The organism is Verrucomicrobiota bacterium (assembly GCA_016200005.1).
Taxonomy (GTDB): domain Bacteria; phylum Verrucomicrobiota; class Verrucomicrobiia; order Limisphaerales; family PALSA-1396; genus PALSA-1396.
Genome location: JACQFP010000079.1, coordinates 19282 through 35365 on the forward strand (window position 1 = coordinate 19282; position 16084 = coordinate 35365).

A 16084-nucleotide genomic window follows, 5' to 3' on the forward strand; every position below is an offset into this window, starting at 1 on the left:
GCAGTAGTGTTGGAGCGTGCAGTTGGGGACGCCGACATTGGAGAAGGTGGTTGCAGGCGCGCAGGCTTATATTCTGCGAAATTGGCGGCGCGCGTTGCGTCTCCGCGAACGGCTGCGCTTCAGCGAGGAGACCTTTCACTTGATCCTGGCGGGCGCCGTGGGCGTTCTCGGCGGCTTCGTCAATCTGCTTTTTTACCTCTGCACGGAATCGGTTACGAAATTATTTTTGCGTCACACGGGCGACCCGGTTGAAGTGGCCGAGATTCTGGGTTGGTGGCAACGATTGTTGGCGCCGACGTTGGGCGGACTGGCAGCCGGACTGGTTTTGTATTGGGGACTCCGCATTGCCGGGCAGAAAGGTTCGAGCAATTTGCTGGAGGTGGTGGTCGCGGGCGACGGTCGGCTGCCGTTTCGCGTTGGGATAGTCAAGACGCTTTCCTCCCTGTTGAGCATCGGTTCGGGCGCGTCCATCGGACGTGAGGGAGGCATCGTGCAACTGGCCGCCACGCTGGCTTCCAAGGGCGGACAGCTTGCGAACTGGCAACCTTACCGCCTGCGATTGCTGGTGGCCTGCGGCGCGGCATCGGGCATTGCCGCGGCTTACAATGCACCCGTGGCGGGCGCGGTGTTTGCCGCGCTGATTGTGCTGGGGAATTTCTCGATGAACATGTTCGCGCCGCTGGTGTTTGCCTCGGTCATCGCCTCGATTGTGTCCCACAGTTTTTTTGGCATGGAGCCGAGATATGTTGTGCCGACGTTTGCGGTCACCCGTTTGACTCAACTACCGTGGTTTTTGTTGCTGGGCATTCTGGCGGGAGCGACGGGTGCCGCCTTCCTGAAAATGCTTCATTGGTGCGAAGAACGGTTTCAACGCCTGCCGCTGCCCATTTACGCCCGCCTGGCTCTGGGTGGATTGGCAGTGGGAATCATCGCGCTGGCCTATCCCGGTGTGTGGGGCAACGGCTATGTTATGACGAACCGGATTTTGCACGGTCAATATGCCGGAGAATTATTTCCCGTGCTATTCCTGACGGGTCTGCTCCTCGCAAAAGTACTGGCCACTTTGGCGACGGTTGGTTCGGGCGCCGTCGGCGGGGTGTTTACGCCCACCTTGTTCTTGGGTGCGGGTCTGGGATGCGTGTTCGGCACGGCCTTGCACGAATTGGGTCAGGCTGGCGGGCTGCCGACCGGCGCGTTTGCGCTGGTGGGAATGGGGAGCGCGCTGGCGGCGACCACGCATTCGCCGTTGCTGGCGATGATTTTGGTGTTCGAGATTTCCTTGAATTATTCGCTGATGCCGCCGTTGATGCTGGCGTGCGTTGTTTCGTCACTGCTGGCGCGCCGGCTGCATCGGGAATCCATCTACACGGCGCCACTACAACTGACCCAGTTGACCGCCGACCGGGAAAGCGCGCGCATGGGTACTGCGACTGAGCAAACCGTGGGCGAACTGATGCGCGAGCCGGTGCCGCCGGTGCGTGAGAATGTGAAGTTGCGGGAGATCGCCGAACGTTTCCTGTCCAGTTCGAATAATTTTCTCCCGGTGGTGGATGCCAAAAGGCGGCTGCTTGGCATCGTGGCGCTTCAGGATTTGAAGGAGTATCTCAACGCCGGGGAGGAGATGAGCGCGGTGATTGCCTACGACGTGATGCGTCCGCCGCCACCGTGCGTGACACCCAATCAACGGTTGCTGGAGGCGTTGCCGACGGTGCTCGCCAGTGAACAGCGGAACGTGCCCGTGGTAAACTCATTCAAGGAATATCGACTGGTCGGCGCCCTGGCACGCGCTGAAGTGCTGGGACTGCTTTCCGAAGCGATTGCCGCGGGCCGCCAGGGCAAAGCGTGAAACGTGAAATCGTGAAACGTGATGCGGACTCAGATAAATGCCAACACACCCAGGACCGTTGCCAGCAACCAGATGAGCAGCACCGCGCGGACCGGACTCAAACCACGCCGCACCAGGCGATGAGAAAGATGATTGGTGTCTCCAATGTAAAACGGTTGACCGCGGCGCCAGCGCAAGGCGACCACCCAGACCAGATCGAGCAGCGGGATGGCCAGAATCAGCAACGGCGTCAACACCGCCAGGACTCGGGGATTCTTCTGCGTATAAAAGTGAGGGAGAATGGCCAGCACCGCGAGCAGGTAACCCACCAGATGACTGCCCGCATCGCCAAGAAACGCGCCGGCCTTCGGAAAATTGTACGGCAGGAAGCCGAGCAACGCGCCGCAGACCAGCAGCGCCAGCAGCGCCACGAGATATTGCCCGCTCACGGCGGCGAACGCGGCGAAACAAAACGCGCCGATGGCACCCAGACCTGCGCAAAGACCGTTCATGTTGTCCATGAAGTTGAAGGCATTGATGACGGTCAGAATCCACAAAACCGTGATGGCGTAGCTGAACGCGATGCTGGGCACAAACAAGGTCACGCGCACGCCGGCGCCGGCGACAATGGCCGCGATGAAAAGCTGTCCCGCGAATTTCACGGAGGCGCGCAATTCATATTTGTCGTCCCACAATCCCAGCGCGACCATCGTCACCGCGCCGAAAAAGATCGCGGCCAGTTCCTTGCGGCGCGCCCCCAAGCCGTGAGTCAAGGAGGTGGTTTGCAAACCGGTGAGGCCGGATTGGATGAGCAAGATCGCGGCGACGGTGGGCACGAGTATTCCGGTCAGCACGGCCAATCCGCCCGCCAGCGGGATGGGCGATTGGTGAATCTTGCGATGGCCCGGATCGTCCACCAGCCCGATGCGCAAACACCAGGCCCGCCACGCCGGCAACGTCAGAAGCGCGGTCAGCCACGCGCCGCCGAAGGCCAGCAGATAAACGTTGAATGGAAAACTCACGTGTGGGTCAGGTGTTTTTCAGCGGCCAGTTTCAAGTAAAGCGCATAAAGATCGGCCACCATGCGATTGACGTCGAAGCGTTCCTTGACCATTTGTTGGCCGCGGCGTCCCAGACGCTCGCGCAAGCTGGAATCACGCGCCAGTTGCAATAGCCGCGCGGTTAATTCCGAGGTGTTGCCGGGAGACAAAAGAAATCCTGTTTCATCAGTGATGCAGATTTCTTTGGCGCCGCCGCAGTCGTAAGCAACCACAGGTCTGGCCGCCGCCAACGCCTGCGGCAACGCGCGGGGCAGACCCTCTCGCAAGGACAGATGCACAACTGCATCCATGATACCAACCAGTGACGGAACTTGTGCCGGGGGAACAAGTCCGGTGAAAATGAATTGTCTTTCCAGTCCCATGGCGCGGGCCTGATTTTCGAAACGCCGCCGCCAGGGACCATCGCCAACGAGCAAGAACTTGATCTGCGGACACTCCTGCACCAGTGCCGAAGCGACGCGAAACAAATCCTCGTGCCCTTTTAATTTGAACAGCCGGGCGATTTGGCCGACGACGAAGTCGGTGGGCGCAATTCCGAGGCTGGCGCGCAATGCCGGGTCGTTGGTGGTTGACAAATACGGAGCCAGGTCGAATCCGCTGAGGATGGTTGTGAACTGATCGCGCCTGCCGATACCCGCGTTGAGATATTGCTCAGTCATGGCGTCGGCGACGCTCACAAAATGCGTTGTGACCCTTCCGGCCAACCGTTCCGCCGACAAGAATATCCAGTTGGAAAGCACTCCTTGAAACGGGCCGAACGACGGGCCGTGAATGGTGTGGACGATGATGGGCACTCCCGCGCGCGCCGCCGCCAGCCGCCCCAACACACCGGCCTTGCCGCTGTGCGTGTGCACGAGGTGCGGCCGTTCGGTGCGGAACAACGCGGTCAAATGTCGCATGGCCCGACAGTCCTTCAACGGATGCACCGGCCGCACCAGTTCGGGCAGGACCCTCAACGAGCCAGGTGAGTTTACGAATGCTGATTCAAGCGAGCCTTCACTGCCAGGGGACGCTCCGGAGATCAGGTTTACTTCCAGACCGGGTTTCTGTTGCAAGCCCAAGACTGACGCAATGGTGTTTTCCTGGGCGCCGCCAACAATGAGTCGGGTGATGACGTGGGTGACGCGCATCCGCTCTTCATGTTCAGGGCGAGCCGTCTTTGAGTTCCTTGAGTCGGGCGCTGATGGATCTTCGTTCTTCGGTGTTGGGCGGCGCGTGCTTCAAATACAGCTCGTAGTTTTTAATGGCGTTTTGCCAGTCCTTTTTACGGAAGGCAATTTCACCCAGACCGTAATAGACCTGGAACGCCGACGGGAAGGCGGTTCTCAATTTCTCGTAATCGCTTTGCGCGGCGTCCAGTTCGTCGATTTGCAGATTGGCAATGGCGCGGTTCAGCAGCGCGGCGTTGTTGTCCGGCTGCAATTCCAAGAGGCGGGTGAGGGGCGCAACCGCTTCCTTGAAGGTCTTGAGTTGAATGCACAGGGCGCCCTTGCTCAGCAGCGCCTGCGGATCGTCCGGCGCGAGGCTCAACAGTTTCTCCACCGTGGTCATGGCTTCGGCATGGTGGCCGAAGGCCATCTGGACCTGCGCGACCGCCGCCAGCAAATTCTTGTCCTGAGGATATTTGGTGAGAGCTGCCTGCAGGATATCGTCCGCCGCTTGCGAATTGGTGCTGGCAAATTGCGCGCTGGCTTCGAGCCGGATCAACTCGATCTGGTTGGTTTGATCCAGCGGAAAAGTTTCGGGATGCGCGCGAATCTCCGCCACCAAATCCAGCACCTTGCCGGGCATCCGCCCCATGATCATCAACTGACCAAGCCATAACCGCGCCGCCAGATGGTCCGGCGCGAGCGCCGCCACGCGATCAAATTGCTGGACCGCCTGGCGATAGTTTCTGCCTTTGGTAAAGATGCGGCCTTGCTCGAAACAAAAATTCGGTTCATCAAACGGGCCGTTGGCGCGCATGATTTGTTCCCAGTTGCTGTACTTGGAAAACCTGTCTTCGATGGTCTTGGCAACATCCACGGTTGATTTCTTGCCGGCGCGCCGGTCGCGATTGTAGTCGAGATTGATTTGCGCCACCACATTGTCCGGGTTCAGTTCCACCGCGCGCTGGAAGTGGGCTGCGGCATCGTCAAATTGACCGCTCTTTTGCAACTCGACACCCCAATAGTTAAGGGCGCGTGAATAGTACGTGCTGACCAGCGTCGCCGCAAAACCGCGCTGTTTCACCAGTCCGGGCAACGGCGACAGGACATCAGTTCCAATCTGCTTCCAGAAGTTTTCGTTCTCGGAGATTTCATCCGGAGTCGACGACGGCGCGTTGATCGAGTTGGTGGTATAGGTTTTGAGCTGATACACGAGCCCGTGCGGCCGCATGTAGAATTCCTCGAAGTAGTAACCGAAGCTGGGATGCAAATAGTACACCTCGTTGCTGCGGCTGAGGTCAAACATCATTTTCATCAAACTGACATCATCAATCAACCCGGTGGGGTTGTTGGTGGAGGTGCGATACGGCCAGCGTTGCGCATATCGTTTGCTCAAAAACTCATGGTACTTCGCCAGCTTCAGCAAACGCGTGTCCAGCAGGAGGTAGTCATCCACCGTTTTGTTTCGATGCAGCGTGGCCGTGAGCAGATACAATTCGGTCGGATCGTCGCTGAGCACCACAGCGTTTTTGGGGAGGGATTTTGCCTGCAGTTCGGCATACTGACGCAACGGCACCGCGCTGTTCGCCCGGATTCTGGGCAGGTTCTGGTAGATCAACGCGGCCGGCCCGCCCACCAGCGCGAGCCAAAGGATCACGGTGATGACTCCATTCGTGGCTCGCCGTAAAAAACCCGCGCGTGAACGCGGCCCGGAAGGTTCCGTGCCGAAGACGAGTAGAAAATACCCGCTAAAATAACCGATGCTCAGCGCACCCAGATAATACAGCGTCAGAAAGGATGTGCGCAGCCCTATCTCCATGGATAATTTGCGCGGACTGAAAACCGAATCAAACGCGGCCACCACACAAGCAACCAGAAACAAACCATGAACGAGATGAAACATCCATGTCGTCAGCTTGATGCTGATGGCGTTGGTATCCCCAAGGGACGACTTCCAACGGATGCCCATGACCACCACCGGCAGTAATGAAGTCAAGGCGAGCAATAACGCCACGTATTTCGGCAGGGCAAGCGCGTTGCGCACCATGCTCTTTTGACCGACCAGGTTGGCCTTCAAGGCCTGCCAAAACGTTGCATCCGACAGGCTCGACGCGCTGTGCAGCAGCGGCAGCAGGAGATACAACAGCAGTCCCACCGCACCGCAAGCGGCCAGGCGGCCAATGAAGCGCCATTTGAAAAAACCCGTTCCTTTGATCCAAATTAACGCGACGAGAAACGCCGGCGCAAAACCGATCATTGCCCAGTTGTTTGGAATCGCCAGTCCATATACCAACGCGAACTTCGTCAGCCACGACTCCTGTTGCGTGACGCGGTATTCCAGCAGACACCGGATGACGTACGCGAAGAGCAGCAGGTCAAACATCTCCGAGGTGCCCGCCGTCGCATTGTCCCAGAATGACAACTGCAGACCGCAAACCAGCACCGCCAGCACGGGCGGCAGCCAGGCGCCGGGAATCGACAGCCGCGCAGACGGACTGTGCTCGCGCAAACGCTGTTCGCGGGTCCGATCATGAGGCAGCAACATCACCGACCGCGCCAGCAACGCCAGCGTCAGCACCGCGCAAATCGCCGCCAGAAGATTCAAGGCTTGCGGTTGCCAGCTCATCGGCAGCCAGCTCAGGGGATAAGTGACAACAAAATACAGCGGCCAGTAAAAGGGAAGTTGTCCGTCCCACCGTCCCAATTGAATGATCTGACCGAGGTTGCCAAGCGTCACCCAGCGATTCAGCGTCACCAGATACAACACCAACACTCCGGCAGCGACCAGCCACGGGAGAATTGTGGAAGGAGGATTCCTCGTGTTCGACTCATGTTTGTTTGTCATGCGGTGTTCACATTGAAAACCAGGCCGGCCAACTTGGCAAGGCTAGATTACCATCAGCAGCACGATGCTATTCTCCGGACGGGCTGTCCTTGCGACGCAAATCCGCCACACATTCCACATGTTGGGTTTGTGGAAACATGTCCAGCGGAATGACGCGCGCCAATTCAAAGACACCGTCGGCGCACAAAACGTTCAAGTCCCGCGCCAGGGTTGCCGGGTGACAGGAGACATAAATGATCTGGCTGGGTCGCGTTTGACGCAACACTTGCAAGCTTTCCGGTGAACATCCTTTGCGTGGCGGGTCGAGCAATACCGTCGTGCTCGCTGGTGGGAAGCGCGTCAAGAGCGACGGCAACAAATCCTCCGCCCGGCCCGCGATGAACTCGCCATTCGTGCGGCTGTGCGCCGTCGCATTTTGTCGCGCGGCGGTGATGGCCAGGTTGTCCAACTCCACTCCCACAAACGACTCCACCAGGTCGGCCAGTTCCACGCTGAAAAAACCGACGCCGCAATAAACGTCCACGAGAAATCGCCCTGTTGGAGTCCAAGCTTCAGCTTGTTCCCGGCGGGGCGACATTTCCTGGCAAGCTGAAGCTTGAACTCCAACGCTTCGCAAACGCTCCCGCACCACCTCGACCAGCTTGGGTAGCAGGAAAAAATTATTCTGGAAAAACGAATCGCGCGGCACCTCCCAGCCTTCCGGCGCGACTCGCAGAACAACCTTGATGCCGCCTTTGGGTGGCGGATGCGCGCGCACTCGTTGAATCTCTTGATTCAACGCCGGCTCGGCGATCTTGCATTCTTCGATGTCCACCACTAGCCGGTTGTCCGCGCGAATGAAGCCGATGTTCAGCTTTTGCTGCGGCTTGTTCCACTGGCTGCGGATCATGATGCGATTGCGGTAGCCGTAAGGTTGCGGACAGGGAATCACTGGCGCGACAAGGTCGGGGGCGAATTTCCCAACCCGCTCGAACAAATCCGCGATCTGCTTGTGCTTGATGCGCAACTGCGCTTCGTAGGCGATGTGCTGATACTGGCAACCACAGCAATCACCGAAGTAACGGCACGGCGGCGTCACGCGCTCCGGCGACGGCTGAACTACTCGGAGCAAACGAGCGCGGGCAAACTTCTTTTTGATCTCGGTAATCTCGGCCTCGACGAATTCGCCGAGGAGCACGAACGGGACGAACACAACGAAGTCGTTCCGTCGTGCGACGCCCTCGCCGCCGAACGCGATGTCCGTAATGCTCAATGAAACAATTGTGCCCGGAGACAAATTCACCCGCGCACGTTACGCGCGGGTGGAATCATGGAAAAGGCTTTTGTCGGAGCGATGAAGAGTTTACAGGCGATCTCGGTATCAGGCCGCTTGCGGCTAATCCCATCGAATCTCTATCTGATCACTAAAAAACACTCCACCCCAAAAACTGCCACAGCGCGCCCAACCTGATCGTTCACGACCATCTCGGTCGCGCACCTTAAAAAAATAAATGATCTGGTTTCGGCTATTCGTCCAGAACTTGAATGGTCCTGTAAAAAACATGTACCGCTGCTTCTTCTCCACAATTTCAAATTCATTCTCATCCGCCCACTTCTTCAAAATAACTTTCGATCGTCTGTCGAACCACCAATAGACGGTGACAAATAAAGCAATGGCGAACGAGCCTATTACGAGCGGCAATATGATGTCTTTATCCATACGCGCTGGCGTTGTCTTAACGTTCTAAGTAGGCCGCGCGTATTGCAGCCTATCTGGTTTCACGGTGCGACTGTATTCTGGGCGTAGGTTTCTGTCCAGCACGGCATTCCTCCTGAAATGAGCGTTGAACGGGCAACAAAAGAGGGAGCACAGTTCTTCGCTCCAAGTCCCATTAACACCCGGCTTTAGCCGGGTGAGGAGAACAACTTCGCCACCTAACCGCTTCAGCGGTTTGCTGAATTCGGCAAACCGTTGAAACGGTTTCTTGGTGTCTCCGGCCAGCCACACCCAACTGAAGTTGGGTGTTAATGAAAGGGTTTGTTGCTGCTTGTCTTATCGCCAAATCACTTCATTTCGGATGCGGTGTCTGCTCGTAATGTCTCCTCAACAAGTCATCGCCGAAATCATTTTCGAAATCGCGCCAGACGGCGTGGATGTGGTTCGCGTCGTTCTGCGTGTTGTCGTATTCCATCAGAAACGTCGGGCCTTGAATGCGATAATAATGCTTCTCGCCTCGTTCCAGTCCACCCGCCCAAGCAAAATAGACTTTGCTGAAGCCCGCCTTTCGGATTTTTTCGAGATCACGGTCGGCCACTTCCGCGCGATGGCGATAGACATATTCCCGAATCAACTCCAGCAACAGTTTGCTTTGGTCCTTGTTCATCCGGGAAGCGGGCAGGCCGGTCGTCGCCAGAATTCTTGCCTTGCGCTCCGCGCCAGTGATGATGTCCGCCGGTGCGGTGTTGGTGTAAATCGCGGTTTTCTTTTGCTCATCGTTGAATGATTTCACCAATTGCCGGGCGAGGTCTTCCTCCACGGCCAAAACTCGCAATCCCTTTCGCGGCCCTTGGCGGACTTCGGCTGGGTTCGTGCCCATGAAAGACGGCGTGGCCGCAATGTCATTTCCATTCGCGATGGTGAAGTTGATCGAGAGATGATGTCCTTCGACGCGCCAGGCCCAAGTTTCCTTGTCGCCGGGCTTGCCGAAAATCGACACGAAGTATCGCTCGGGATCGCGCGCCGGACCTTTGCCTTGCTCCAGTTCGCGCAGAATATCTTCGAGGCTCATGATCGTGACCGCCTTCGCATAGCCGCGCTGGCTAAGACCGGAAGCGAGGAGCGCGTGCGCCAGATTTCGCTGCGCCGGCGTCATTTCTTTGATGGGAAGTCCCTTGCGTTCTTTGGGAATGAAATGCCAGTTTTTGCGTTCCTCATCCCTCAATTCAAACCGCGCCTTGGCCTGCTGTTCCGAGGTCAGCGACGCGAGAAAATTATTTGCCGCGTCGCTCATTTCTTCGGCCGGTGAATGCGCCGAAGCCCGGAAGACAATCGCAAGGAACAACGAGACGACGACACAGACCAATCGGGAATTCTTCATGTCGTCCAGTCAAACGAATCGTCGCCAAAACGCAAACGGAAAATCATTCTTGTTCCTAGACATACACATTGTTGCCGTTTGAAGTTCGCGCTGGCGATCCACGAAAAGCCCCTCACCCCGTCCCTCTCCCCATCGGATGGGGAGAGGGTGCTGTTTTAGGGCGGGTGAGGAGAATTGGCAACTTACGCCCGTTTTGCTTGCGTGCTCTGACGTGACGCTTACTGTTCCGCCAGTGAAGATTCTTTTTATCGGCGACATCGTGGGACAGCCGGGCCGGCGCGCGGTCAAAGAACTCGTTCCGAAATTGCGGGAACAGCACGGCATCGACCTCGTGATTGCCAACGGGGAAAATTCCGCCGGTGGTTCGGGCATCACGCCGGACATGGCGAAGGAAATCTTCTCCGCCGGCGTGGATGTCATTACCAGCGGCGACCATCTTTGGGATCAAAGGGAAGTCATCGAACTCCTGGAGAACGAGCGCCGCTTTCTGCGTCCGCTCAATTACCCGCCGGGAACGCCGGGGCAGGGGAGTGCGGTTTTTGAAAGCAGAAAGCAGAAAGCAGAAATCGGAAATTCGATTTCAGTCGCCGTTTTGAATTTGCAAGGCCGCACGTTCATGCCCAATCTCGAAAACCCTTTTCACGCAGCCCGAGCCGAGGTTGAACGTCTGCGCCAACAGACGAAAATCATCTTCGTGGATTTTCACGCCGAGGCGACGTCGGAAAAAATCGCGCTGGCGCGGATGCTCGCTGGCCAAGTGAGCGCGGTCATCGGGACGCACACCCACGTGCAAACCGCCGACGAGCAAATCTTCCCCGGCGGCACGGCGTATCTGACCGACGCCGGTTTCACCGGCCCGCACGACAGCGTGATTGGCCGCGAGATCGAGCCAATCATCAAGCGATTTCTGACCAACCAGCCGCAGAAGTTTGAAGTGGCAAAGAACCGTGTGCTGCTCCAAGGTGTCGTCGTGGAAATCGAAGCAGCGACCGGTAAAGCTGTGAAGATTCAGCGCCTCTCCGAAGCGATTTAAACCTGCACACGGAAAAGTGCCGGATCGCCTGATTGCCAACGTCTGCTGACTTGACCGGCCACAACCGCGTCGTCAACCAAACCCTTGGAATTTTGCATTTCAGCGACCCATCTACGACCGAAATGGCCGGTTGTTCAGCAGAAAAGCATCTCGTATGGGATCGACAAAAGCGCAAAATAAAAATGCTCGCCAGAGACAATGCGAGTTGATAGTGTGAGCCGTAGATGCCCTCCGCCAGCAAGCCCAGGCCGGGACGACCGCTTCGGATATTGGTCGTCGATGATGAGCGTTTGTTGCGCGAATCCGTCAACATGTTGCTCTCCTACGATGGCCATCAAGTGGAACTGGCAAACGACGGCGACGAGGCGCTCGTAACACTTGCGGCCAAACCATTCGACGTGGTGCTGACCGACTTTGAAATGCCGAAGATGCGAGGGGATCACCTGGCGGTTGCCATCAAGGAGCGGTGGCCGGAATTGCCGGTCATTATGCTCTCGGCTTACGGAGAAATCTTCAAAGCTGAGGGCAAACAGTTTCCAGGCGTTGACCTCATCCTCAGCAAACCATTCCTGCTGGCAACGTTGCGGCAGGCGCTGGTCACCGTGCTCGGGACAGAGCAGGGCGAGGCGGGTCCGCTCACCCCGCCCTCGAAGGATGCTCCCGTCCATCGCAAACGTCCGGGCAAATAAGCTGGCGCGTTCTGACCTTGCGCAAATCCGCTCGCGCGCTATCCTGTCAAGCATGACTGCAGCATCTGTTGACGTGACGCGCCATGGTCGTATCACCGCGCTTGGAAAACGCGTCCTGGCCGGCGGCGCCATCAACCGCGAAGAAGGTCAATGGCTTTTTGATCTGGAAAGCACGGCGGATATTTTTGATTTGATGTCGTGGGCCAACCGTATCCGCGAACATTTCAAGGGCAACAAGATTCATCTGTGCTCCATCGTCAACGCCAAAGCCGGCGCGTGCTCGGAGAATTGCAGCTTCTGCGCGCAATCGTCGTTCTATCAAACCGGTTCGCCCAAATACGGCTTTGTCGATCCCGAACCTGTACTCGAAGCCGCCGACGAAGCGAACCAGAACGGTGTGACTGCCGTCGGCCTGGTCGCCGCGTGGAAAGGCTTGAAAGAAGGCCCGATGCTCGACGAGGTTTGCGACCGCATCCGCGAATTGAAGGCCAGCGGCAAGACGCGACCCGACGCCTCGCTCGGCATCATCAAAAGCCAGAAGGTGGCGGATCGCCTGAAGGAAGCAGGGCTCGAATGTTACGGCCATAACCTCGAAAGCTCGCGTCGATTTTTTCCGCAGACCTGCACGACGCACACGTACGAAGACCGCGTCGAGACCATCGGCTATTTGAAAAAGGCCGGCCTCAAAATTTGTTCCGGGGGCATCATCGGCATGGGTGAGACGCGCGTGGACCGCTGCGATCTCGCGTTCTCGCTGAAAGAAATCGGCGCCAATGTCGTGCCGATCAACATTCTCAATCCCATCCCCGGCACCCCGTTTTAAAAGAACGAACCGCTGCCGGTCATGGAGATTTTGAAGACCATCGCCTGCTTCCGGTTCGTTTTGCCGCGACAGGAAATCATGATGGCCGGTGGACGCACCGTGAATTTGCGCGACGCGCAAAGCATGGTCTTCCTGGCCGGCGCGAGCGCGCTGATGGTCGGCAATTACCTCACCACGCTCAATCAGCCCGTCGAGAAGGACCTGCGAATGCTCAAAGACCTCGGCTTGGATCCGAGCTGGGACAAACACGGGTTCAGTGATCAGGAAGAAAACAGCGGTGGTTTTGAAAAAGAAATTGGCCAGACGGCAGCGGTCCTGGTGACGTAAAACTAAACTGGCCCTGCCTTGATTTGCGTTTGGATTCAACCCTTCCTCCCGTGCCCAGCCAGAACCGCCAGGAATAGATTTGTGTTTTTATCATCGGCAGGACATAGGTGGGTCGGTCACGCGAGCTTGTTGCGTGTGTTGGCATTTTTTTTGTTGTGGGCGACTGGAACTGGTCTCCAGGCCGCTAACGGCCAAAGCGCTTCAGCGGAGCCTTTCGAGGTCTCGCAGGTCGAGGGTAATTGGCAGCAGAACAGCGTCACCGCCATTGTCCAATCTCACGACGGTTACCTTTGGCTGGGCACCTACCACGGCCTGGTGCGCTTTGATGGCGTGACCTTCACCGTGTTCGATTCGGGCAATACGCCGGAATTGCCGAACGGCCGCATCACCAGCCTGTACGAAAGCCCGGACCGCGTGCTGTGGATCGGTCATGAAACCGGCCAGGTCACGCGCCTGGCGGACGGCCGCTTCCAATCAGTCCATCTGGGGTCTAACTGGGCGGGCGGCGCCCTCCAGGCGATCACCAGCGACGAGGCGGGCGACGTGTGGCTGATGAACGACACCGGAACCCTGTTGCGTTTGCGCGATGGCAAAACCGCCCGAACGCCCGGAGGCGCCTCGGCCATGATGATTGCGACCTTGGCGCGGACGAAGGACGGCAGGCTTTGGATGGCGTCCAGCGGCAAAGTGGCTACGTTGGATCAGGGCAACGTTGTGCCCGTGGTCTTTCCGGGAGACCAACCAAACGCCATTTATGAGCGGGTCTTTGCCGCGGAAGAGGGCGGGGTGTGGGTGCTGGGGAACGGTCGTCTCCGTAAGTGGCGCGAGGGTGGGTGGGCCACGGAGGTCGAAGGCTTTCCCCGCGAGTTTGGGGTCGTCAACCTGCTGATCGAGACGCGCTCGGGACTGCTCGTGGGCACACAGCGAGAGGGTCTTTACCTGCTGAGATCCGGCGCCGAGCCGCTCCACTTCACCCGCACCAACGGCCTGTCACACGATTGGATCCGGGCGCTCGCCGTGGATCAGGAGGGCAATTGCTGGATCGGCACCGGGACGGGGTTTGAAGGCTTGCGTCCGCGCAAAGTCCGGATGGTGTCGCCTCCGGATGGCTGGCAGGGTTTCGGAGTGCTCTCGTTCAGCGTACATTCGGATGACACGGCCTGGGTGGGCACCGAAGGCGGCGGTCTGTATCGTTATGACGGTCAGCAATGGACTGTGTTGGGCCAAGCGGCCGGACTCAAGAGTCCCTTCATTTGGTCCGTGCTGGAAACCAAACAGCAGGAACTGTTCGTCGGCACGTGGGGTGGTGGGTTGTTTCGCTGGAACGGCGCGCGGTTTGAGTCGCCAGGCGACCTGCGCAACATAACCGCGCCGGTGGCTGCTTTGTACGAAGGCCGGGGCGGTGAACTTTGGATCGGCACTCATGAAGGGTTGTATCGCTATGAAACCGGCAAGCTGGTCTGGTTTGCCGGCAAGGACAAGCTGACGCTGCCGGACGTGCGGACGATCACAGAGTCTCCGGATGGGACGCTGTGGTTTGGCATGTCGGGCGGCGGCCTGGGGTCCTTGCGGAAGGGTGTGTTGAAGCAGTTCAGGCAAAACGACGGGTTGGGCAGCGACTTGGTCAGTTGTTTGTATGCCGACCCGGACGGCACACTTTGGATTGGCACGACGGACAACGGCCTGACCCGGCTGGCCCGGGGAAAGTTTTCCATCATCAGCGCCGCGCAGGGATTGCCCAGCAAGATCATGAGCCACATCGTGGCGGACGGCATTGGCCACTTTTGGTTGGGCACACAGGGCGGCATTCTGCGCGTCAGCAAATCCGACCTCGAACGTTGTGCCGGGGACCAGACCAGTTCCGTCCATTGCCTGAGCTATGGCCGGGCGGAGGGATTGAGTGCGCCAACTTGTTTGGGTGGATTTCAACCCGGTGCCTGCAAGAGTGCGGATGGGCGACTCTGGTTTCCCACCGTTAAAGGCCTGGCGGTGGTGGACCCGGCTAATGTCACCACCAATTCCGTGCCGCCACCCGTGGTCATTGAAGCTCTGTTCGTGGATGGCGTGGCGTCGGAAAACTGGATGCACGCGAACCCAGACGTTGCCCCCGGCTCATCCCACACGTTGGTGCAACCGGCGACGCAGCCACCTGTGGAACGGCCGAACGAACTTGCCCCAGAGATCGCCAAGCCACTGCGCATTCCGCCGGGGCACCGGCGCTTCGAGTTCCACTACACTGGTTTGAGTTTCGTGGCGCCTGACAAAGTCCGCTTTCGTCGCAAGCTGGAAGGTTTGGAGCACGACTGGGTGGATGCGGGCGTCACGCGTGTCGCGGAATACAGCTACCTGCCTCCCGGCGACTACACCTTCAAGGTCATCGCCTGCAATAACGACGAGGTTTGGAACGAGGCTGGCGCTTCGGTCGCTTTCACCTTGCTGCCGTATTTCTGGCAGACGCTCTGGTTCCGGGCAGCCTCGATCGTTGGCGGTGCCGGGGCGGTGGCCGCCGGCGTTCTCGGGGTGGTCCGCCAACGCCTGCGTCGCAAGCTTGAACACCTGGAGCGCCAGCGCGCACTCGAACGCGAGCGGGCCCGCATCGCTCGCGACATTCACGATGACCTCGGCGCCAGCCTCACGCGCATCAGCATGCTCAGCCAATCGGTCCTCAGCGAGGTTCAAGGTCAGCCGCAAGCCGCGGCCAATGTTGATCAAATCCAGACCACCGCCCGTGAACTCACCCGGGCGATGGACGAAATCGTCTGGGCGGTCAACCCCAAGTACGACACGTTGGACAGCCTGGCGGCTTATCTTGGTCGCTTCGCCCAGCACTACCTGAGCGCGGCCAACATCCGTTGCCGCCTCAATGTGCCCGTGCAACTGCCACCCGTGGCGCTGACCGCCGAGATTCGGCACAACGTCTTCCTCGCCTTCAAAGAGGCGCTGCACAATGTTGTCAAACACGCCCAGGCCACCGAAGTGTGCGTGTCGCTCGAATTGCGTCCCACCGGGTTTGAATTGCACGTGGTGGATAATGGACGCGGATTCCATTGGCACCCCGCCAACCCGGCGGTCGCCGCGTCAGGAGACAGTTTGCGTTGCGCAGCCGGCCACGGCCTGACAAACATGCAGAAACGCATGGAAGAGATTGGCGGACGCTGTGACTGGGACACCGCGCCGGGCGAGGGCACGCGCGCGAAGTTCACCGTGATGTTCAAATCCTGACTCGATGAATCGCAAAGCACGGAGTGCCTACAGG

At 58.5% G+C, this 16084-nt stretch carries 10 protein-coding genes and 1 pseudogene; 5 read left to right on the forward strand and 6 right to left on the reverse strand.

From position 1 onward, the window contains the following. The first annotated feature begins 16 nt into the window (after positions 1-16). The gene (locus HY298_25590) at positions 17-1846 is read left to right on the forward strand and encodes a ClcB-like voltage-gated chloride channel protein (GenBank protein ID MBI3853633.1); all 1830 of its coding nucleotides are present in this window, start codon (positions 17-19) and stop codon (positions 1844-1846) included. Positions 1847-1875: 29 nt separating this feature from the next. Here the strand turns inward: HY298_25590 and HY298_25595 are convergent, their stop codons facing one another. The 6 genes from HY298_25595 to HY298_25620 all read right to left on the reverse strand — a co-directional run bounded on the left by HY298_25595 (position 1876) and on the right by HY298_25620 (position 9956). Further along, positions 1876-2847: an undecaprenyl/decaprenyl-phosphate alpha-N-acetylglucosaminyl 1-phosphate transferase gene (locus tag HY298_25595; protein MBI3853634.1), complete on the reverse strand. Its 972-nt coding sequence runs from the start codon at positions 2845-2847 to the stop codon at positions 1876-1878. Beyond that, on the reverse strand, positions 2844-4016 hold the full coding sequence (locus HY298_25600; protein ID MBI3853635.1) for a glycosyltransferase family 4 protein: 1173 nt from the start codon (positions 4014-4016) through the stop codon (positions 2844-2846). The genes HY298_25595 and HY298_25600 overlap by 4 nt, the downstream gene beginning before the upstream one ends. Before the next feature lie 13 nt (positions 4017-4029). Further along, complete coding sequence (locus HY298_25605) at positions 4030-6879, reverse strand: tetratricopeptide repeat protein (protein ID MBI3853636.1); 2850 nt, start codon at positions 6877-6879, stop codon at positions 4030-4032. A 67-nt stretch (positions 6880-6946) separates the two neighbouring features. Continuing rightward, positions 6947-8161: a class I SAM-dependent RNA methyltransferase gene (locus tag HY298_25610; GenBank protein ID MBI3853637.1), complete on the reverse strand. Its 1215-nt coding sequence runs from the start codon at positions 8159-8161 to the stop codon at positions 6947-6949. 93 nt (positions 8162-8254) lie between these two features. Next, positions 8255-8578 carry a hypothetical protein gene (locus HY298_25615; protein MBI3853638.1) on the reverse strand — a complete coding sequence of 108 codons (324 nt, stop codon included), beginning with the start codon at positions 8576-8578 and terminating at the stop codon, positions 8255-8257. 349 nt (positions 8579-8927) lie between these two features. Beyond that, positions 8928-9956: a DUF3500 domain-containing protein gene (locus HY298_25620; GenBank protein MBI3853639.1), complete on the reverse strand. Its 1029-nt coding sequence runs from the start codon at positions 9954-9956 to the stop codon at positions 8928-8930. A gap of 232 nt (positions 9957-10188) precedes the next feature. Here HY298_25620 and HY298_25625 point away from each other — a divergent pair, with 232 nt between their 5' ends. The 4 genes and pseudogenes from HY298_25625 to HY298_25640 all read left to right on the forward strand — a co-directional run bounded on the left by HY298_25625 (position 10189) and on the right by HY298_25640 (position 16050). Next, positions 10189-10989 carry a TIGR00282 family metallophosphoesterase gene (locus HY298_25625; GenBank protein ID MBI3853640.1) on the forward strand — a complete coding sequence of 267 codons (801 nt, stop codon included), beginning with the start codon at positions 10189-10191 and terminating at the stop codon, positions 10987-10989. Between the two features lie 224 nt (positions 10990-11213). After that, complete coding sequence (locus tag HY298_25630) at positions 11214-11678, forward strand: response regulator (protein ID MBI3853641.1); 465 nt, start codon at positions 11214-11216, stop codon at positions 11676-11678. Between the two features lie 52 nt (positions 11679-11730). Next, positions 11731-12828 (forward strand): annotated as a pseudogene (bioB, locus tag HY298_25635) (biotin synthase BioB). Between the two features lie 135 nt (positions 12829-12963). Further along, positions 12964-16050: an ATP-binding protein gene (locus HY298_25640; GenBank protein ID MBI3853642.1), complete on the forward strand. Its 3087-nt coding sequence runs from the start codon at positions 12964-12966 to the stop codon at positions 16048-16050. The last annotated feature ends 34 nt before the right edge of the window (positions 16051-16084 follow it).